This window comes from Streptomyces sp. NPDC107559, from assembly GCF_055657365.1.
The window spans coordinates 115,770-135,107 of the sequence record NZ_JBVKBD010000010.1; the positions used below are offsets into that span (position 1 = coordinate 115,770).

General features: G+C 72.8%; 15 protein-coding genes. 5 read left to right on the forward strand and 10 right to left on the reverse strand.

Annotated features, from left to right (window positions below):
* Positions 1 to 8 precede the first annotated feature (8 nt).
* The gene (locus tag ACZ7OY_RS27530) at positions 9 to 539 is read right to left on the reverse strand and encodes an SRPBCC family protein (RefSeq protein ID WP_471913842.1); all 531 of its coding nucleotides are present in this window, start codon (positions 537 to 539) and stop codon (positions 9 to 11) included.
* A gap of 220 nt (positions 540 to 759) precedes the next feature.
* On the opposite strand from ACZ7OY_RS27530, the gene ACZ7OY_RS27535 reads away from it, so the two are divergent.
* Both ACZ7OY_RS27535 and ACZ7OY_RS27540 read left to right on the forward strand, forming a co-directional pair.
* On the forward strand, positions 760 to 2,262 hold the full coding sequence (locus ACZ7OY_RS27535; protein WP_471913843.1) for an MFS transporter: 1,503 nt from the start codon (positions 760 to 762) through the stop codon (positions 2,260 to 2,262).
* A gap of 144 nt (positions 2,263 to 2,406) precedes the next feature.
* Positions 2,407 to 2,787 (forward strand): STAS domain-containing protein, encoded by a 381-nt coding sequence (locus tag ACZ7OY_RS27540; RefSeq protein WP_471913844.1) that lies wholly within the window; start codon positions 2,407 to 2,409, stop codon positions 2,785 to 2,787.
* A 142-nt stretch (positions 2,788 to 2,929) separates the two neighbouring features.
* Here ACZ7OY_RS27540 and ACZ7OY_RS27545 read toward each other — a convergent pair whose 3' ends face one another.
* A complete protein-coding gene (locus ACZ7OY_RS27545) occupies positions 2,930 to 3,364 on the reverse strand; it encodes a protease inhibitor (protein ID WP_471913845.1) in 435 nt (144 codons plus the stop codon).
* A gap of 541 nt (positions 3,365 to 3,905) precedes the next feature.
* Here ACZ7OY_RS27545 and ACZ7OY_RS27550 point away from each other — a divergent pair.
* Positions 3,906 to 5,075: a lactate 2-monooxygenase gene (locus ACZ7OY_RS27550; RefSeq protein WP_471913846.1), complete on the forward strand. Its 1,170-nt coding sequence runs from the start codon at positions 3,906 to 3,908 to the stop codon at positions 5,073 to 5,075.
* Positions 5,076 to 5,102: 27 nt separating this feature from the next.
* Here the strand turns inward: ACZ7OY_RS27550 and ACZ7OY_RS27555 are convergent, their stop codons facing one another.
* The 4 genes from ACZ7OY_RS27555 to ACZ7OY_RS27570 all read right to left on the reverse strand — a co-directional run bounded on the left by ACZ7OY_RS27555 (position 5,103) and on the right by ACZ7OY_RS27570 (position 11,188).
* Positions 5,103 to 6,728 (reverse strand): RICIN domain-containing protein, encoded by a 1,626-nt coding sequence (locus ACZ7OY_RS27555; protein WP_471913847.1) that lies wholly within the window; start codon positions 6,726 to 6,728, stop codon positions 5,103 to 5,105.
* 557 nt (positions 6,729 to 7,285) lie between these two features.
* Positions 7,286 to 7,663 carry a toxin Doc gene (locus ACZ7OY_RS27560; RefSeq protein ID WP_351614750.1) on the reverse strand — a complete coding sequence of 126 codons (378 nt, stop codon included), beginning with the start codon at positions 7,661 to 7,663 and terminating at the stop codon, positions 7,286 to 7,288.
* A gap of 3 nt (positions 7,664 to 7,666) precedes the next feature.
* Positions 7,667 to 7,912 carry a hypothetical protein gene (locus ACZ7OY_RS27565; RefSeq protein ID WP_351614753.1) on the reverse strand — a complete coding sequence of 82 codons (246 nt, stop codon included), beginning with the start codon at positions 7,910 to 7,912 and terminating at the stop codon, positions 7,667 to 7,669.
* 174 nt (positions 7,913 to 8,086) lie between these two features.
* Positions 8,087 to 11,188 (reverse strand): glycoside hydrolase family 2 TIM barrel-domain containing protein, encoded by a 3,102-nt coding sequence (locus tag ACZ7OY_RS27570; RefSeq protein ID WP_471913848.1) that lies wholly within the window; start codon positions 11,186 to 11,188, stop codon positions 8,087 to 8,089.
* Positions 11,189 to 11,486: 298 nt separating this feature from the next.
* Here ACZ7OY_RS27570 and ACZ7OY_RS27575 point away from each other — a divergent pair, with 298 nt between their 5' ends.
* A complete protein-coding gene (locus ACZ7OY_RS27575) occupies positions 11,487 to 13,871 on the forward strand; it encodes a SpoIIE family protein phosphatase (RefSeq protein ID WP_471913849.1) in 2,385 nt (794 codons plus the stop codon).
* Positions 13,872 to 13,941: 70 nt separating this feature from the next.
* Positions 13,942 to 14,616, forward strand: a complete 675-nt coding sequence (locus ACZ7OY_RS27580; RefSeq protein WP_471913850.1) for a DUF4232 domain-containing protein — start codon at positions 13,942 to 13,944, stop codon at positions 14,614 to 14,616.
* A gap of 28 nt (positions 14,617 to 14,644) precedes the next feature.
* On the opposite strand, the gene ACZ7OY_RS27585 is transcribed toward ACZ7OY_RS27580, so the two are convergent.
* From ACZ7OY_RS27585 to ACZ7OY_RS27600, 4 genes are all read right to left on the reverse strand, one after another.
* The gene (locus ACZ7OY_RS27585) at positions 14,645 to 16,549 is read right to left on the reverse strand and encodes a ricin-type beta-trefoil lectin domain protein (RefSeq protein ID WP_471913851.1); all 1,905 of its coding nucleotides are present in this window, start codon (positions 16,547 to 16,549) and stop codon (positions 14,645 to 14,647) included.
* Between the two features lie 479 nt (positions 16,550 to 17,028).
* Positions 17,029 to 17,997: an aldo/keto reductase gene (locus ACZ7OY_RS27590; protein ID WP_471913852.1), complete on the reverse strand. Its 969-nt coding sequence runs from the start codon at positions 17,995 to 17,997 to the stop codon at positions 17,029 to 17,031.
* Between the two features lie 103 nt (positions 17,998 to 18,100).
* A complete protein-coding gene (locus ACZ7OY_RS27595; protein WP_471913853.1) occupies positions 18,101 to 18,682 on the reverse strand; it encodes a flavoprotein in 582 nt (193 codons plus the stop codon).
* A 9-nt stretch (positions 18,683 to 18,691) separates the two neighbouring features.
* Positions 18,692 to 19,150 carry a nuclear transport factor 2 family protein gene (locus tag ACZ7OY_RS27600; protein WP_471913854.1) on the reverse strand — a complete coding sequence of 153 codons (459 nt, stop codon included), beginning with the start codon at positions 19,148 to 19,150 and terminating at the stop codon, positions 18,692 to 18,694.
* Positions 19,151 to 19,338 lie beyond the last annotated feature (188 nt).

The following is a 19,338-nucleotide window of genomic DNA, read 5'->3' on the forward strand; positions in this document are numbered from 1 at the left end:
CGTACGGCTCACGCGTCCAGGTCCGGGATCGGGGCTCCGGAGGGCACGCCCGCCGCGACGTAGGCGTCGTAGTACTCCTTCCAGTGCACACCGGCCCCGGAGTGCGGCCCGGCGGGGCGCTCGCCGCGCGCGAGGGCGTCGAGCGCTGCGAGGCACACCTCCCAGCCGGCGCCGTTGCGGGCGGCGGCGTCCGCCTGGCCCAGCACGTCCGTGAAGACGAGCCGGGTACGTCCGTCGCCCGCCTCGGCCAGGTCGAAGCACAGCTCGTCGCCGCCCCAGTCGAAGCAGAGCGCCCGGGGCGGGTCGACGTGCACGACCCGCCCGGTCGAGGGCGGCATGTGCGGGTCGCCGCTGAAGGCGACGGTGCCGCCGGGGCGCAGCTCGATCTCCGCGCGGGAGGGGAACCAGTGGACGAGTTCGTCCGCGTCGGTGACGAACCGCCACACCCTCTCGACCGGGTGGTCGTAGGTGCGCTCGAAGCGGACGGCGGTGCGGCCGTCCTCCAGGGTGAGGCAGGTGCCGGTGAGGTCTACGGGCATGGTGGTTCGGTCCTTCCTTCGCTGAGGCTGATCGCCGACGGTCTGTGGGGGACCGTACGGACGACGGGTTCCCTACTCCAGCGAAACGTTGCCGTTTCGTTGGAACTGTTCTAGCCTCCATGTGTACGAAACCGTTTCGTTCAATACTTGGCAAAGTCCGGGCCGCTCACCGCCCGGGCCACGCCGAGGACCGGACGACCGCCCCTGGAGTGGTTCCCCGATGTCCCAGAAGACCGTGACCGAAGACACCCGCACGGGTGCCGCGGAAGCACCGCCCGGCGCTTCCCCGAAGCGGTGGTGGATCCTCGCGATCATCGCCGTCGCGCAGCTGATGGTGGTACTCGACGCGACCATCGTGAACATCGCCCTGCCGTCGGCCCAGGCCGACCTCGGCTTCTCCGACGGCAACCGCCAGTGGATCGTCACCGCGTACGCGCTCGCGTTCGCCTCCCTGCTGCTGCTCGGCGGCCGCATCGCCGACCTCTTCGGACGCAAGCCCGCCTTCCTCGTCGGTGTCGTCGGCTTCGCCGTCGCCTCCGCGCTCGGTGGCGCCGCGACCGGATTCGGCATGCTGGTCGTCGCCCGCGCCCTCCAGGGAGCCTTCGGCGCGCTGCTCGCGCCCGCCGCTCTCTCCCTGCTCAACACGACGTTCACCGACGCCCGCGAACGGGCCCGCGCGTTCAGCGTGTACGGCGCCATCGCCGGTGCCGGCGGCGCGGTGGGTCTGCTGCTCGGCGGTCTGCTCACCGACGCGTTCGACTGGCGCTGGACGCTGTACGTCAACGTGGCCATCGCGGTCGTCGCCTTCGTGGGCGGCTGGGTCCTGCTGAGCAGCCACCGCGACGCCGTGAACGCCAAGCTGGACGTGCCCGGCACGGCCCTGGTCGCCTCCGGCCTCTTCGCTCTGGTCTACGGCTTCTCCAACGCCGAGACCCACGACTGGAGTTCGCCGCTGACCTGGGGCTTCCTGATCGTCGGCGTCATCCTCCTGGCGGCCTTCGCCTGGTGGCAGACCCGCGCCGCGCACCCCCTGCTGCCGCTGCGCATCCTGCTCGACCGCAACCGCGGCGCCTCGTTCCTCGCGGTGCTGATCACCGGTGCGGGCATGTTCGGCGTGTTCCTCTTCCTCACCTACTACCTCCAGCTCAACCTCGGCTTCAGCCCGACCAAGACCGGTGTGGCGTTCCTGCCGATGGTCGCCGCGCTGATGGTCGCGGCGCAGGTCGGCACCACGGTCCTGATGCCCCGCATCGGACCGAAGACGGTCATCCCGCTCGGCTTCGCCATCGCCACGGCGGGCATGGCCTGGCTGTCCGGCCTCGAGGTCGGCTCGGCGTACTCGAGCGCCGTGCTGCCCCAGCTGGTGGTGATCGGTCTGGGCCTCGGCCTGGTGATGCCGCCGGCGATGCAGCTGGCCACCGGCGGGGTGGCGGCCGAGGACGCCGGTGTCGCCTCCGCGACCGTCAATGCCATGCAGCAGGTGGGCGGTTCGATCGGTACGGCGCTGCTGAACACGCTGGCCGCGACCGCCGCGTCCGACTATCTGGCCGGCCGGGACGCCACCAGCAAGCTGGTCCAGGCGCAGGCGTCGATCGAGAGCTACACCACCGCCTTCTGGTGGTCGGCCGGCCTCTTCGGCGCCGGAACTGTGATCGCGTTCCTGCTCTACCGGCGCGGGGTGCCGCAGCAGGACGCGGACGCTCCGCAGGTCGTCCACATGTAAGTCGGCCGGCGGCAAGTCAATCGGTTCCGCGGGAAGTTCACCGCTTCGGATGAACAAGATCGTAGGAGACGCCGGGCAGGGGTGAGCGCAGCTCCACCGGGGTAGCTAGGCAGCCCCGAAACCCCCTGCCGCGGTGGAGCGACCATGACTCCGCAACCCCCCGACCGCGACCCTCCCCCCGCCCCCAACGCCTGCGCCCGCACCCGGACGAGCGGCCCGTTCACCGTCGTCGAGGTGACGGGCGAGGTGGACATCGCCACCGCCGACCTGGTCGCCGAGCACCTGAGCGCGGCGGTCTCGCCGCCGCTCCCGGACGTGCTGGTCGACCTGCGGCCGGTCGCGTTCCTCGACTGCTCGGCGCTGCGCGTGCTGTGCCGGGCCGAGGCGCGGGCCGTCGAGCAGGGCGGCCGCCTGCGGATCGTCTCCGACGATCCGCGGGTGCACCGGCTGCTGCGGGCGGCGGGCCTGCTGGGCCGATTCCCGCCGCTGCCCGCACTCCCCGGGCAGCGGCGGGACTCCACGTGATGCCAGGGGCCGGCCGGAGGCCCCACTCCGCCCGGCCGGCCCCTGGTGCGAGATCGCACGGGCCCCGCGACTGGGGCTCGCACTCCCCACCTGCGGGCCTCTCCTTGTGCTCACGGAGGCCGTACGATCCCGGTTCATGGGGTCAGAACTCGAAAACGCTGGTCCCGTAGGCGCTCTTCACACACGTGTTGGCGAAGGTGCGCTCGTAGGAGACGCGCTTGCCCTGCCAGACGCCGTCGATCGTGACGACGACGGGGGCGTACTCCTTCGTACACATCACGTCGCCCCGCGTCGTGAGGGCATCGAAGTCGCCGCCGACGGCGCGTAGTTCGGCACAGGCCTGGAGCGCGGCCGGATGGGTGCCCGACGCCGTCGGGGCGCAGTTCAGGGTGACCGCCCGCGCCGGGGTCGCGACGGCCGCACTCTCCCCCTGGCCCACGGTGAGCACCAGGGCCGAGGGGGCGTAGAGCGACGTCGGGCTGACGCCCTGAGCAGCGACCGAGGCCCCGGTGAGGGGTCCGCAGACGGCGGCGGCGGTGAGGCCGAGGGTGGCTGCCAGGCGCGCGGTGTTCCGCATTGTGTGCATCCTTCCGCTGGATTCGAGGAGGTGCCGGCCGCGGACCGGTGGGTGCCACGGCGGCGAGCGCGAGTCTGCCGAGTCCGGCGTCGAAACACACATCGAACCCACAGGTTTCAGTAACATTGCGTATTGAATCAGTGGCGTGAAGTCACGGAATTCGAACAGCGCATCCGCTCAACCACGGGGATTCCGCTTCCACGAACCGGCCAGATGGCCCGTTTTCACGTGCTCGTTAATCGTCCGGAAACATTCCACTTCCGCTCGCGGTGGACTTTTTCGCGCCGCCTTGTGTTCATCTTCGGACCGCACCGACCGCACCCACGAGGGCGGCTCCGGTCGAGGACGAGCACTGGCGACCGGTGGAGCCGGAGACCGGGCACCGGCCGGTGTTCTCCCGGCCGCGCGCACCGGCCCGCGTCCCGCACGAGGCGGCCGGCGGCTCCTGAGCACCGGCGTCCGGCCCCTGGCCTGCGGATCGTCACATACCCGCGGGTATGGTCGGCGTGCAGCGCACGCTCGACGACGAGAGGCGGCAGGAATGGCCAAGCACTGGGCGGACTTCCAGTACGAGATCTACCTCAACGGGATGACGGGTGCGGTCCCCCGGCTGCCCACCGATCTGACCCGGCTGGAGGAGCTGACCGAGCAGCGGCTCGGCCCCGGCCCGGTCGGCTATGTGGCGGGCAGCGCGGGCGACGGCAGTACGGCCCGCGCCAACCGGGCCGCCCTGGAGCGCCGCCGGATCGTGCCGCGGATGCTGCGGGACGTGCACGAGCGCGATCTGTCGGTGGAGGTGCTGGGCCGCCCGCTGCCCGCCCCGCTGGCGCTGGCCCCGATCGGCGTGCTGTCGATCATGCATCCGGACGCCGAGACGGCCGCCGCGCAGGCCGCCGCCGCGCAGGGCGTGCCCTACATCCTGTCCTCGGCGTCCAGCACTCCGATGGAACAGGTCGCGGAGGCGATGGGCGACGCGGAGCGCTGGTTCCAGCTGTACTGGGCCAAGGACCGCGAGGTCACCCGGAGCTTCCTGAACCGGGCCAAGGCCAGCGGGTACACCGCACTGCTGGTCACCCTGGACACCCCGCTGCTGGCCTGGCGGCCACGCGACCTGGACCAGGCCTATCTGCCGTTCCTGCACGGCGTGGGTACCGCCAACTACTTCTCCGACCCGGCCTTCCGGGCGGGGCTGGCCAAGCCGGTGCACGAGGACCCGAACGCGGCGGTGATGCACTTCGTCGGGATGTTCGCGGACCCCGCCAAGACCTGGCCGGACCTGGCGTTCCTGCGCGAGAACTGGGACGGCCCGATCGTGTTGAAGGGCATCCTGCACCCGGACGACGCCCGGCTCGCCGCCGACGCCGGCATGGACGGCGTGGTGGTGTCCAACCACGGGGGCCGCCAGGTGGCCGGATCGGTGGCCGCGGCCGACGCGCTGCCGCGGGTGGCCGCGGCCGTCGGCGACCGGCTCACGGTCCTGTTCGACAGCGGCATCCGCACCGGCGACGACGTCTTCAAGGCGCTCGCGCTCGGTGCGCGGGCGGTGCTGCTCGGCCGCCCGTACGCCTATGGCCTCGGCCTCGACGGCCGTTCCGGCGTCGAGCACGTGATCCGCTGTCTGCTGGCCGAACTGGACCTCACCCTGGCCCTGTCCGGACATGCGCGCCCCACCGACGTCGGCGCCACGGACCTCGTCGAGGACCCCGCGTGAACACGCCGGGCGGCAGGGCGCGGCCGGTCAGGCCGTCCGGTCCGACAGCTCGACCGGCCGGGCGGTCGCGGTGCCGGTGACGGCCGACGACCCGGGGACGGCCGACGCCAGGTCGGTCAGCCAGCGCTGGCCGACGGAGTGGTCGCGGACCTTGACGACGAGGCCCGCTCCCGGGTTCCCGCCCGCGGGGGCGAGGGCCAGGGTCTCGTCCCAGCGGGGCAGCAACTCGCCCTGCACGGTGAGGTCGTAGCGCACGTCGTCGCCCCGCGCCTCGTTCTGGTCGGCGCAGGTGCCGAGGATGACGACACCGGCGTCCGCATGCGCGTCCAGGCACAGCGCCGGGTCGGCCATGCTGCGCAGCAGGCCGTCGTCCTCGTACGTCCACTGCTGGGTCCACGCCGAGGAGCAGACCGCGAGTTCGGCCGCCGTACCCGCCTGCGGCACACCGGCGATGTCCAGGCACAGGTCGGCGTCGGCGTTGCGCAGCCGGGTCTGCCGGGTGCCGGTCGGCAGCCGGTCGCCGCCGGACGCGGCATGGGAGTCGGTGGCGGGGGCCGTGGCCTGGCCGCTGTTCGCGCCGGCGGAGGCGGCCGCGTCGGCGCCGCCGTCGTCGCCCGGCCAGAGCCCGACGACGAGCAGGGTCGTCAGCACCCCGGCCGAGGCGAGGCCGACGCCGGTGCGCATCGCGTTCGGCGAGCTCCCGTCCGGGGCCCGGCGGGTCGGCAGCGGTATCCGGGCAAGGAGGCTACGGGACGCCGCGCGGCGCGATCCACGGCGGCCGCGCCCCGCCGAGCCGCGCCCGCGGGCACTTTCATGGGCCGAGCGGCCGGGACGGGAGTCGGCGTAGCGCCGGGCGCCCCAGCCGAGCACCGCCTCGGCGAGCAGGACACCGAGACGGCCCTCGAAGTGCCCGAGCTGTTCGGCGGCCGAACGGCAGTAGCGGCAGTCCACCAGGTGCCGCTGGACGTCCGGCAGCAGCCCGTTCCCGCGGCGCATCGGAACGTCGAGGAGACGGTTGTAGTGGCGGCACTCGGCGGTCGGCGACAGGTCCCGGTGGGCCCGTACGAGGCCCTCGCGGAGCTTCTCCCGGGCCTGGTCCAGCGCGTCCGCCGCGGTGTCGACGTCCATGCCCAGCAGGCCCGCGGGAACGGACACCGGCTCCGCCTCGACCTCGGCGTGCCACAGCAGGCACTGGGCGAAGGGCTGCAGGGACTGGAACGACCGCTGGGCCAGCTCGCGGTTCTCCGGGGTCATGGACTGCGCGGTGCGCATACCGCGCCCTCCGGCGGGCTTCTGCAGGGCCGGCAGCACGGCGGCCACGTCCTCCGCGGCGGCCCAGTGGCGCACGGTGTCACGCACGGTCACCAGCAGCCGCGGGCGCAGCGCGGCGGCGGGCTCGCCGAGGTTGAGGCGGTCGAAGACCTGGTGGAACGCGGCGCCGGTGACCATCGCGGCGACCTGAGCCGAGGACGCCAGACAGATGGCGGCGTAGGCGTGCACCGGCTGCCAGTGCCGGGCGATGAGCAGTGCGGTCGACTGGGCGACCTCGGCGTCCGGGCCGCCCCTCATCCGGAGCGCGAGAGCCTCGTCGGATTCTCCGGGGTCCCCGCCGGACGGGGAGAAGGGCGGACGAGGGGGGTGGGGGGTGGACACTGAGCGGATTCCTTCCCATGCGCGCCTGAGCACACAGAACTTGCGGTCACCCCAGGCGTCGCGGGGTCGCCGCGTACCTTTCGGGTGGGTGCGGGAGAGCGAATTCGCCGGGCGCGCACCGGCCCCGCTGCACCGAAGGACGATCGAGACCGGCCATGACCCCCCGCACGGGTCCTTCAGCCTTACACAACTCACTCGTGCGCAACAAGCCGCACGAACAACAACCGCCTCTTTGACAAATAGTCAGATAGCGCGCCAACTCACGCCCCATGTGTACGCATTCGGGAATTCTGCGCCCCGTGTGAAACGCGCGCACACTCCGGGGCTCCGCGCACTCTCCCGGCGCCCGGACCGGTGCGGTGGACTGGACCCCGGCCTCTCCTAGAAAGGCCCCGCGCGGGACGGCGGCTCTCCCGCGCGAAACGGCCGCCGGCCTTGTTCCGTCCGCCCTAGGCCGGCGGCCCAGAGACCCCCTGGGGCCTGTCTGACATTTGCCGTCGCCCGCCGGGAGGGGCGGGCGGGAACTGTCAGGCAGGCCCCGGCGGGGCCTCGGGGATTCAGAGCTGCCAGGAGCGCAGCCGGTCGGCCGCGCCGTATACGTCCGTCTTGCCGCTCATCAGGTCGCGGGCGAGATCGACGAGGGCGCCGTAGGGCGGATCGATGCCGACACCGCTGACGAACATGTAGGCGACGGCGGTCGCACAGGCGAAACGCGCGTTTGCCGTCGGCAGGGGTTTCAGCAGGGCGAGGGTGTGCAGCAGCGCGGCGGCACGCCAGGCGGGGTCCGAGTCGACCCCGAGCCGGGGCGGGTCCACCCGGTGCCGGGCGACGGCGGCCACCAGCGCGGAGAAGTCGTTGACGGTGGGCTGGTCGGGCAGTACTTCCTCATGGCGCTGAAGCAGCCACGGCACGTCGATGTGGATGACGGGTGCCATCGGTCAGGCGGCCCGCCCCTCACCCTTGGCGGGCGGTTCGTCGTCGGGGAAGGCGGCCGCGAACTCCTCGGCGTGGGTGGCGAAGAACCGGCGGAACGCCTCCGCTCCCTCCTGGAGCGCCCGGTGCCGGGCTATGTCGGCCGCGGCGGCCTCGCGCACGAGCGCCTTCATCGACGTACCGCGTTCCTTGGCGATCTGCCGCAGGTCCTCTAGCTCGCGGTCGCTGAACTCCACGTTGAGAGCTGGCATGCATCTCACGGTACCGCGCGGCCACTTTCCCGTAAATATCCGCAGGTCAAAGGCATATGCCTGCGGTACCCGAGGGTCGCGTGGGACCTTGGGCGGCCCCGCGCGACCCCCGGGCCGGCGTCACCGGCACCAGCCGGGAGGTCCGGACGGGCTCCTGTCCCGTCCGGGCACGCCCTAGGCGTCAAGTCTGCTGATCCGCACCGCCCCTCGGGTCTCCCCCGGATGCGCGCTGGTCAGGGTGAGCCGCAGCCGCGAGCCGGTCACCGCGTCGAAGGTGATCAGCGTCGGGGCGTCGGAGGCGGTGGCCCGGTCGACGGACACCCCGGTCACCGGCACGTACCGGCCGCCGTCCCAGACCGCGACCTCGACCGCGGCGGGCGGTGTGTGCGTGGCGTCCTCGGTGAAGGACACCGCGACCCGGTCGAAGCTCCGGGTCCGGCCCCAGTCCACGCTGACCCAGTCCTCGGGGCGCGCGCCGCCGAACGCCGGCAGCAGGGCCGTCGCCGACTTCACGAAGGCGTTGGACCAGCCGGTGGCCGGGTCGCCGTCCAGCATCGCGGCCGGGAGCGTGTCGGGGCGGCCGGAGTAACCGGCGTCGGCCCGGGGGTGGTTCGGCGCGGGAGGCGGCTCGGGGGCGAACCGCGCGGCCGGGGTGGTCGCCGCCGAGCGGGCCCGGGTGGTGCGCACGGTCACGGTGTCCGGGCGCAGGCCGTCAGCACGCGCCGTGACCTTCAGCGGGCCCGCCCCGGTGCCGGAGCGCACGATGGCCAGGGCCTTGCCGTGGAAGGCGGTGCGGGTGGTGGCCTGGTAGCGCTCGGCGCTCTCCTGGCGGCCGTTGTCGAGCCCGGCGAGGGAGCCGCCCGCCACCGCGAAGGTGATCAGGTCCTCGGCGTCCGGCACCAACACGCCCCGGGCGTCGACCACCTCCGCGGTCACGAACACCAGCGAACGCCCGTCCGCGGCGAGGGAGGTGCGGTCCGGGGTGAGCCGCAGGGCGTGCGGGGCACCGGCCGTGCGCAGCACGTCGGTGGCGACCGCCTTGCGCCCGCGGCGCGCGACCGCCTTCAACTCGCCCGGCGCCCAGGCCACCCGCCAGGTGAGGTGGAGTTTGCCCGCGCTGCCGTTCGGGCTGGTGTAACTGCCCGGCCAGGGGCCGCCGGTGAAGGTCTTGTCGTCGCCGGTCGCCTCGGTGGTCTCCAGATAGGTGCGGCCGTCGGTGGTCGTCTTGGTGTCGAACGTGCGGGTGCCGAGCGACTTCCCGTTCAGGAACAGCTCGACGGTGTCGACGTTGGCGTACGCCCACACCTCGACGGTCTCGCCCGGCTCGTGGTTCCAGGTCGTCGGCAGCAGGTGCACCATCGGCTCGTCGGTCCACTGGCTGCGGAAGAGGTGGTACATGTCCTTCGGGAAGCCGGCCGTGTCCACCGCGCCGAAGAAGGACGCCTTCACCGGGAAGACGTCGTAGGGGGTCGGCTCGCCGATGTAGTCGATGCCCGACCACAGGAACTGGCCCGCGAACCACTTCCGGTCCCGGTCCTTCTTGTGCCCGTACTCGCCGCTCATGGTCCAGGAGGCGAGGTTGTTGTCGTAGGAGGAGGTCGCCCGCCGCCCCGGGGTGTGGTTCTCGCCGGTGTTGAGGTGCTCCGGCTCCTGGTACGCGCCTCGTGCCGAGGTCTCCGACGACGACTCGGACTCGAAGAGGAAGAGGTGCGGGTAGGCCGCGTGCAGGGCGTCCACGGACTGCGCGGTGTTGTAGTTGAGGCCGAGTCCGTCCAGCTTGGCCAGCATGAGATCGGCGGCGGAGCCCTTGGCGGGCAGCCGCCGGTATTTGTCGGAGCCGATGACGAGCGGGCGGGTGCCGTCGGCGGCCCGGACCGCTCCGATGATGCGGTCCGCCATGGCGAGCCCGGCGGTGGTGGTGGAGTCGGGGATCTCGTTGCCGATGGACCACAGCACCACGGCGGGCGAGTTGCGGGCCGCGAGGACCATCTCGGTGGCGTCCTTCTCGCACCACTCGTCGAAGAACCGGCCGTAGTCGTAGCGCGTCTTGCCGGTGCGCCAGCAGTCGAACGCCTCCACCATCATCACGATGCCGAGTTCCTCGCAGACCTCGATCATCTGCGGCGAGGGCGGGTTGTGGGAGGTGCGGAAGGCGTTGACGCCCATCGACTTCATGAGGGTCATCTGGCGGCGTACGGCGTCGGTGCTGACCGCGGCGCCCAGCGCGCCGAGGTCGTGGTGCAGGTCGACGCCCTTGATCTTGGCGTGGACGCCGTTGAGGTGGAAGCCCTCGTCCGGGTCGAAGCGGAAGGTGCGGATGCCGAAGGGGGTGCGGAAGGTGTCGGTCCGCTCGCCCGCGACCCGCAGTTCGGTCTCCAGGGTGTAGCGGCGTGGGGTGGCGAAGTCCCACAACTTCGGTTCGGGGACCGTGAGTTCATGGGTCTCGGTGACCGCACCGGCGACCGCGGCGGGGACGGCGACCGTGGTGGACGTACGGGCGACCGTCCGGCCGCCGGGTGCGACGACCCGCGAGACGACCTCGACGTCGGCGGCGGCGCCGGAGGCGTTGACCACCTGGGTCCGCACCCGTACGACGGCGCGCTCGGCGGTGACCTCCGGCGTGGTGACGTGGGTGCCCCAGCGGGCCACGTGCACGGGTTCGGTGACGACCAGGCGGGCCTCGCGGTAGATGCCGCTGCCCGAGTACCAGCGGCTGCTGGGCAACTGGTTCTGCACCTTGACCGCGAGGACGTTCTCGGTGGTGCCGTCGGTGTGCACGAGGTCGGTGAGGTCGAGGGCGAAGCCCGTGTAGCCGTAGGGGTGACGGCCCGCTTCGGTGCCGTTGCAGTAGACGTACGCGTCCATGTAGACGCCGTCGAACTCCACCGAGATCCGCCGGCCGGCCAGGGCCGGGGGCAGGGTGAAGGCGAGGCGGTACCAGCCGAGGCCGCCGGGGAGGAAACCCGTGCCCGCGGTGGTGCCGTGCTCGGTCGTGGGGGTCTGTTCGATGCTCCAGTCGTGGGGCACGGCCACCTCGCGCCACCCCGAGTCGTCGTGGCCGGGCTCGGCGGCGTCGGCGTACGCGCCCGTCGGGTCGGTGAGGCCGCCCGGGTCGACCAGCGCGAAGCGCCAGCCGTCGCGCAGGGGGACCGTACGGCGGCCGGAGGGGCCCTGGGCCGGCGCGGCGGCCCAGGCCTGCGTGGTACCCAGCAGCGCTCCGGCGGCGGCCGGTGCGGCGGCGGTGGCGAGCAGGACGGATCTGCGCGTGACCGTCATGACAACTCTCCTTCATCAAAGCTCATCAAAGCCCAGAAGTACTCACAACTGATCGCGAACAAACAGAATCTGATGATGGGTCACCCCCGCGCGTCAAGGGTCCGTGCGGACTCCTGCGCGCACGGCGTCCCGTGCGCCCCACTTCAACGGCCGGACATCGCCTCGGCCGGAGCAGTTCACGTACGGCATCCCGGAGCATTCCGCGTACGGCGTCACGGTCCCCACGGGAGCCGTACGCACTAGGCTGGAAGCTCAAGTGACCCACTTGTCACTGTGAGTGCGCGATGGAGTGGCGACGATGACCCCGGACTACCCGTTCGACGATGCCGCGACGGCACGGGCTGTCATCGCCGGTGACGGCACGGTGAGCTCATGGAACGCGGGAGCCCGGCGGTTGCTCGGCTGGGAGGCGGCCGAGGTCGTCGGACGGCCGGCCGCACGGCTGCTGGCCGACGGGGACAGCCAGTCGGCGCCCGTCTCGGCCGGGGGCCGCTGGTACGGCACGGTCACGCTGCGCCACCGCGACGGCCGCGCCCTGCCGGTGTGGATGCTCGCCCACCACCGCCGGCCGCAGGACGGCGAGCCCGGTCACTGGCTCGTCGTCACCCCGCTGGAGGCCGCCGACCGGCCGGCCGCGGACACCGCGCTGGCCTTGGACGCGCTGGTCCAGGCCCCGTGTGCCGTCGCGATCTACGACGAACGGCTGCGGCTGCGCCACGCCAACAAGGCCATGGCGGCGGTGCTGGGCCTGCCCCAGGAACGGCTCCGGGGCCTGCGGGTCTCCGAGATCGGCGGCAGACCCCACAGCGTGGAGCTGGAGGCGCAGCTGCTGCAGGTGCTCGTCTCGGGCCGCCCGCTGGACAGCAGGTCGTTCCTGCGCACCGGCGGGGAGAGCCGGACGCGCGCCTGGCTGGCCCGGATGGCGCCGGTCGCCGACGCCGAGGGCCGGGTGCGGGGCGTGTGCCTGGCCGTCCACGACCTCACCGAGAGCCATCTCGCCCGCGAACGGCTGCAGCTCGTCAACGAGGCGAGCATGCGGATCGGCACCACCCTCGACGTCACCCGGACCGCGCAGGAGCTGACGGAGGTCTGCGTGCCGGCCCTCGCCGATTTCGTCAGCGTGGACCTGCTGGATCCGCACGATCCGGGCGGCGAGCCGCCGGGGCCGTTCACCGCCCCGGCCGAACTGCGCCGGGCCGCCCACCGGTCGCTGCACCCGGGCGATCCCGAAGCCCTGGTCAAGCCGGGGGACACCCAGGCCTATCCGGCCGGATCGCCCCAGGCCGACGCGCTCGTGGCGGGCCGCACGATCGCCGCGACGGTCGCGAGCGGCTCGCTGGACCAGTGGCTGGCCTGGGACGGCGCCCGCGACGGACGGGTCACGGAGCTCGGCGTCCACTCCACCATGGCCGTGCCGATCCAGGCCCGTGGCACCACGCTCGGCGTGGCGGTCCTCACCCGGTTCCGGCGGCCGGACCCCTTCACCTCCGACGACGTGCTGCTGGCGGAGGAGGTGACCGCGCGGGCCGCCGTGTGCATCGACAACGCCCGCAGGTACTCCCGCGAACGCGAGACGGCCCTCGCGCTGCAACGCAGTCTGCTGCCCCGCACCCTGCCGCGGACGGCGGCCGTGACGGCTTCCTCCCGCTACCTTCCGGCGGCCCGGGCCGGGGTGGGCGGCGACTGGTTCGACGTGATCCAGCTGTCCGGGATGCGGGTCGCGCTGGTCGTCGGTGACGTGGTGGGCCACGGCATCCAGGCCTCGGCCACCATGGGCCGGCTGCGTACCGCGGTGCGCACCCTGGCGGACATCGACCTGGCCCCCGACGAACTGCTCACCCACCTCGACGACCTGGTGCTGCGGCTGTCCGCGGACTCCGGCGGCGAAGGTCGCCCCGGCGAGGTCGGCGCCACCTGCCTCTACGCGGTGTACGACCCGGTCTCCCGGCGCTGCACGCTCGCCCGCGCCGGACACCCGCCGCCGGTGATCCTGCCGCCGGGCGGGACGCCGCAACGGGTCGACCTGCCCAGCGGTCCGCCTCTCGGCCTGGGCGGGCTGCCCTTCGAGTCCACCGAGCTGTACCTGCCCGAGGGCAGCGTCCTGGCCTTCTACACGGACGGGCTGATCGAGTCCCGCGAGCTCGACATGGAGGCCGGACACGGGCTGCTGGTCGAGGCGCTGAAGGCGCACACGGGCTCCCTCGACGAGACCTGCGACCGGATCCTGCGCACGCTGCTGCCCCCGGGCGGGGCCTCCGACGACGTGGCCCTGCTGCTGGCCCGCACCCAGGGACTGTCCGCCTCCCAGGTCGCGAGCTGGGACATCCCGGCCGATCCCGCGCTCGTCGCCCGGATCCGCAAACAGGTCGTCGAGCAGCTGGCACTGTGGGGGCTGAGCGAGGCCGCGTTCACCGCGGAGCTGGTGGTCAGCGAGTTGGTCACCAACGCCATCCGGTACGGCGCCCGTCCGATCGGGCTGCGGCTGATCCACGATGCGGCCACACTGATCTGCGAGGTCTCCGACACCAGCCACACGGCCCCGCACCTGCGCCGCGCGAAGACGTGGGACGAGGGCGGCCGGGGCCTGCTGCTGGTCGCCCAGCTCACCCAGCGCTGGGGCAGCCGGCACACCACCGACGGCAAGACGATCTGGGCGGAGCTGGCGCTGTTCGAGGAGGGCTGAGTTCCGGCCGAAACGGGCGGACCCCGGCCGGCGACCGCGTCGGACCGCCGAGAGAGGGCACCCGATGTACATGTCACAGTCGAAGAGCCTCTCCACCGCGCTGCTGTGCGCGCTCGCGCTGCTGGGGCCGGCGACAGCCTGCTCCGCCGCCGACGGCACACCGGCCGCGTCCCGGCCCGCCGCCGACAGCAGCGGCACCGCGCCGGGCACGACGAGTACGGCGGCGCGTACGACGGCGGGTACCGCGACGCGTACGGCCACCGGTACGGCGGCGGGGGCGGCCCCCGGCGCGACCGGTGGCCACACGCCCGGCGCCGCGGCCGGCACGCGCTGTCACACCTCGCAGCTGCGCGCCTCGGTCGGCCGCAACAACCCGGGGGCCGGACAGGAGAACTTCCCGCTCGTCCTCACCAACAGCTCCCCACGCACCTGCACCCTGTACGGCTTCCCGGGCGCCGCGTTCCTGGACGGCGCGGGCCGGCAGGTCGGACCGGACCCGAAGCGCACGTCCGGCCAGGCGCCCACGACCGTCAAGCTGGCCCCGGGACAGAGCGCCTGGGCCGGGCTGACGTTCGCGAACCCAGAGATCAGCGAGGCGAGCACGGCGATCCCGGACTGGCTGCTCATCACCCCGCCGGACGAGCAGGATCCGCTCAAGGTGCGCTGGACGGCCGGGAAGGTCCCGGTGGCCGGCAACGCGTCGTCGGCGTTCCTGACCGTGTTCAGCGCCGGCCGCGGCGCCTGAGGACCGCTCCCCGGGCCGCCCGGGCCGGTCAGCGGCGGCCCCCGCCGTTCCGGCCGTAGCCGCCCCCGCCGTTGCCGTAACCGCCGCCGTAGCCGCCCCCGCCGTACGGGCCGTCCCCCGCGCAGGCGTACGGGTAGTACGTGCACAGGTCCGCGTCCGTGGCCGAGCTGGTCGGTGTCGGCGTCGGTGTCGCCGACCGTGTCGCCGACGCCGTCGGGCGGGCCGCGGTGGGCGTCGGGGTGACGGTCTTCTTCGGGGTCGTGCCCGCGCCGGAGGTGGGCGAGGGCGAGGTGTCGGCGTCCCAGTTGACGGCCTGCATCTGCGGCCCGGTCTCGGAGGTGTCGATCGCCCAGCGCTGGACCGAGGTGTCGGTGCGGTTCTTCAGCACCAGGGCGCCGGATCCGTCGGCGGCGGCGGGGCTGAGGGCCAGGTTCTGGTCCGAGCGGGGCACCAGGGTGCCCTGGAGGGTGAAGTCGTAACGGACGTTCCTGCCTCCCGGCTCGGACTCGGCAACGCACGGCTCCAGCCGCACCGAGTAGCCGAGGCGGGAGTCCAGGCACAGGCCACGGACCGCGGCGCTGCGCAGCAGGCCGTCGGTCTCGTACGTCCACTGCTCGCCCGGCGCGGCCGAGCAGGTGGCGAGCACCGCCTCGGCGCCTTCGACGGGCTTGCCGGAGACGGCGACGCAGAGTCCGGAGGCCAGGTTGTGCAGCCGGCCGCGCAGGGTGCCCTGCTGCTCCGCCCCATTGTTGATCCACGAGGGGTGGGAGGTCGCCGTGCTGTTCGTACCGGTGCCGGTGGCCTCGGTGCCGCCGGTGGTCCGGTCCGCCCGGTGCTCGGAGCCCAGGGCGGACCACAGGACCAGGGGCAGCACGACCAGACCGCTGACCGTGAGGACGGCGGCGGCGACGTTGCGGCGGCGGGCGGCCCTGGCCCGCTGGGCGGAGCGGCGCGCGCCCCGGGACCGGACGGCCTCGCCGGGTTCGGGTTCCGCTGAAGTGAACGACTCCCCCGCCACGCCGGTGGCCGTGCCGGGCCCGGCCGCACCGGCTCCCGGCACCGGCCGCCGCTCCCGGGCCGCGGTGGCCGCGGCCTCCACGGGACCGGTCAGCCGGGACGCCACGTAGTCGGCGGCGCCCCAGCCGAGCACGCCCTCGGCCAGGGCGAGACCGAACCCCGTGTTGAACACGGCCAGTTGGTCGGCCGTGTCACGGCAGTGCCGACAGCCGTCCAGGTGCCGGCGCAGATCGGGGTCGACGTCGGAGCCGCCGCGCCGGTAGGTGACGTCCAGCAGCCGGAGGTACTGACGGCACTCCTGCCGGGGCGCGAGCTCCTGGTGGAGCTGGAGGCACTCCTCGCGCATCCGGTCACGGCCCCGGCGCAGCGCGACCCGCGCGCCCTCCTCGTCCAGGCCGATCAGCGCGGCGGGCACGGACAGCGGCTCGGCCTCGACCTCGACGTGCCACAACAGGCAGCGGGCGGCCTGGGGCAGCCGCTGGAACGCGCTGGACAGCAGGCGCCGGTTCGCCGGTGGGAGCAGCCGGGCGGCCGCGCGGTCGCCGTCCTCGGCCGCGGAGCGCAGTGCGGGGTGGAGCAGATCGCGCCGGTCGTCGGTGTCCCACTCGGCCGCTATCCGGCGCACGGTGACGAGCAGCCGGGGCCGCCAGGCCGCGGTAGGCCCCTCGTGGCGCATGGACTCGCCGAACAGCCGGGTGAACGCGGCGGTGGTCAGCATGCCCGCGGCGCGCGGGCCGTCGGTGCACAGCCGGGCATAGGCGAAGGCTGCTTCCCAGTGGCGGTCCAGCAACTCGCCGACGGGATGCAGCGCGGGTGACGCCCCCGTCCACTGCTTCAGCTCCGCGCTCAGCTGAGCGTCGGTCGCCCCGGACCGGAGCTCGGGTTCCGGGGAATTCGTCGGGCCTGCCTCATTCACGGCTGCATTCCTCCCAATGACCTGCGGCATAAGTCCGTACCAAGAGTCACGGGACTCCGCCGACAGGATGAAGGGAGCCCCGATCGCACAGCGTTCGGCATCTCGGACGTCCGCCGGTGGCAGCTCTTTCGAAGCGTGGGGGGTGGACGGGAGTGGCCTTGTGCGCGCGACAGGGAATTCCTTGACCGCACGCGGACAACGCACACCTTTGCACAGGCCGGGGAGACGGAACAAGTGATCCCGGAGTTTTCCGTATTCGGCTTCCTCCAACGGTAATTGACAAAACGTCAATCGACATCGCGAGACGGATTCCCGTCCTTGTGCGAGGAGGAATTGCGGTAAGCATTCACCGGCCGATACGCACCTTTACGGGATGTCGCGGGGTTCGCGGAAGACCCCGCCGGCCGCGAGGCGCCCGTGCGGCACCCGATCGGCACCGCACGGACGCCCGGCCGGGCCGGGGCGGCCGGGCGCGGCCGTCAGTGGCCGGCGACGGGATGCGGGGTGTAGGGCTCCTGGAGCTGCTCGATCTCCTTGTCGCTCAGCTCCAGTTCGACGGCGGCCACTGCGTCGTCGAGGTGCTGCGGCTTGGCGGCGCCGACGATGGGCGCGGTCACCGTGTCCTGGTGCAGCAGCCAGGCGAGGGCGACCTGGGCGCGCGGCACCCCGCGCTCCGCGGCGATACGGGTGACGGTCTCGACGATGCTCCGGTCGCTCTCCAGGTAGAGGGTGCTGCCGAAGGTGTCGCCCGTGCTGCGCCCGGTGACGGTGCCCCAGTCGCGGGTGAGGCGGCCCCGGGCGAGCGGGCTCCAGGGCAGCACACCGACACCCTGGTCGGCGCAGAGCGGCAGCATCTCCCGCTCCTCCTCGCGGTAGAGCAGGTTGTAGTGGTTCTGCATGGAGACGAACTTGGTCCAGCCGTGCCGTTCGGCCGTGTACTGGGCCTTGGAGAACTGCCAGGCGTACATCGAACTCGCCCCGATGTAGCGGACCTTGCCCGCCTTCACCAGATCGTGCAGGGCCTCCATCGTCTCCTCGACGGGAGTGTGCGGGTCCCAGCGGTGGATCTGGTAGAGGTCGACGTAGTCGGTGCCCAGACGGGTGAGGCTGTGGTCGATCTCGGTCATGATCGCCTTGCGGGACAGGCCGCCGCCGTTGGGACCGATGTGCATCCGGCCGTGCACCTTGGTGGCGAGCACGATCTCGTCCCGGCGGGCGAAGTCGCGCAGCGCCTGGCCGACGATCTCCTCGCTGGTGCCGTCGGAGTAGACGTTGGCGGTGTCGAAGAAGTTGATCCCGGCGTCCAGCGCCTGCCGGATCAGCGGACGTGAGGCCTCCGCGTCGAGCGTCCACTCGTGCGCACCACGGTCGGGCAGTCCGTAGGTCATACAGCCCAGACAGATCCGTGACACGTCCAGACCCGTCGAACCGAGCTTCACGTACTGCATGGTTGCTGCTCCTGCCTTCGGATGGGGTACCTGACGGAGCGTACGTCGCCGCCGGGCCGCCGCGGCGGTGAACCAGCGGCGGCCGGTGGCGTGGCAGGGCCGGTCAGGGCACGGCCGGCCGGTCAGCCGGTCGGCCCGCCGGGCAGGGTCGGGCGGGCCCCAGCAGGTCCAGTGCCCGCGTCCATCCGAAGTCGGGCCGTCGGCCGTCCGCCCCCGGCTCGCCGGAGTACGGGTCCCCGAAGCGCACGCCCAGCTCGCCCAGGCGTACGAGGCTGCTCCGGTAGGCCGGGTGACCGGCGAGGGTGTCGGCCACGCAGGGCAGCACGGCGATCGGGACGCCCATGCCGCAGGCCTCGTTCAGGGTGGCCAGGGCGAGGGTGTCGGCGATCCCGGCCGCCCACTTGTTGACGGTGTTGAAGGTGGCGGGCGCGACGGCCACGGCGTCCGGGGGCGGGAAGGGGCGCGCCTCGCCCGGCCTGCGCCAGGCGGAGCGGATGGGGCGCCCGGTCCCGGCCTCGACGGCCGCCGTGTCGAAGAAGCCGTTGCCGGCCGCCGTGGGCGTGGCGAAGACGCCGACCTCCCAGCCGCGCTGCTGCGCGGCGACGACGAGTGTGCCGACGTCCACGGCGATGCCGGCCGCGCAGACGACGACGTAGAGGAAGGGCTTCCCGTCCTGTTCGGTCATCCGCGCAGGTTACTGAAGCGGGAAGGTGCGCCCGCGTTCGGCCTCGGGGCGCGGTCCGAGGATGCGGCGCTGCCGCTCCGCGATGGGCACGTCGTTGATGCTCGCCTCGCGCCGGGTCATCAGCCCCTGCTCGTCGAACTCCCAGAGCTCGTTGCCGTACGAACGCCACCACCGGCCCACGACGTCCCGGCACTCGTACTGGAAGCGGACGGCGATGAGGTTGCCGTCGAAGGTCCACAGATCCTTGCGCAGCGCGTAGTCCAGCTCGCGCTGCCACTTGGCGGTGAGGAACGCGACGATCTCCTCGCGGCCGGTGAGGAAGGTGTCGCGATTGCGCCACACGGAGTCCTCCGAGTAGGCGAGCGCCACCTGGTGCGGGTCGCGGGTGTTCCAGACGTCCTCGGCGGCCTGGACCTTCTGCTCGGCGGTGTGGCGGGTGAAGGGCGGCAGGGGCGGACGGGCAGCCATGGGCTTCCTCCTGGTCGGCGAGCAGGTCGAGAACGCACGTTCCCACAGCGAGGGAAACGGCTGGAGAACATGCGCTCTCTCGTCGGCTCCGGCCGGGACCTGCCGTTCGGACCCGGCACGGAGTCTGCCGTCCTGCCTCGGCACGGAGTCTGCCGTCCTGCCTCGGCACGGAGTCTGCCGTCCTGCCT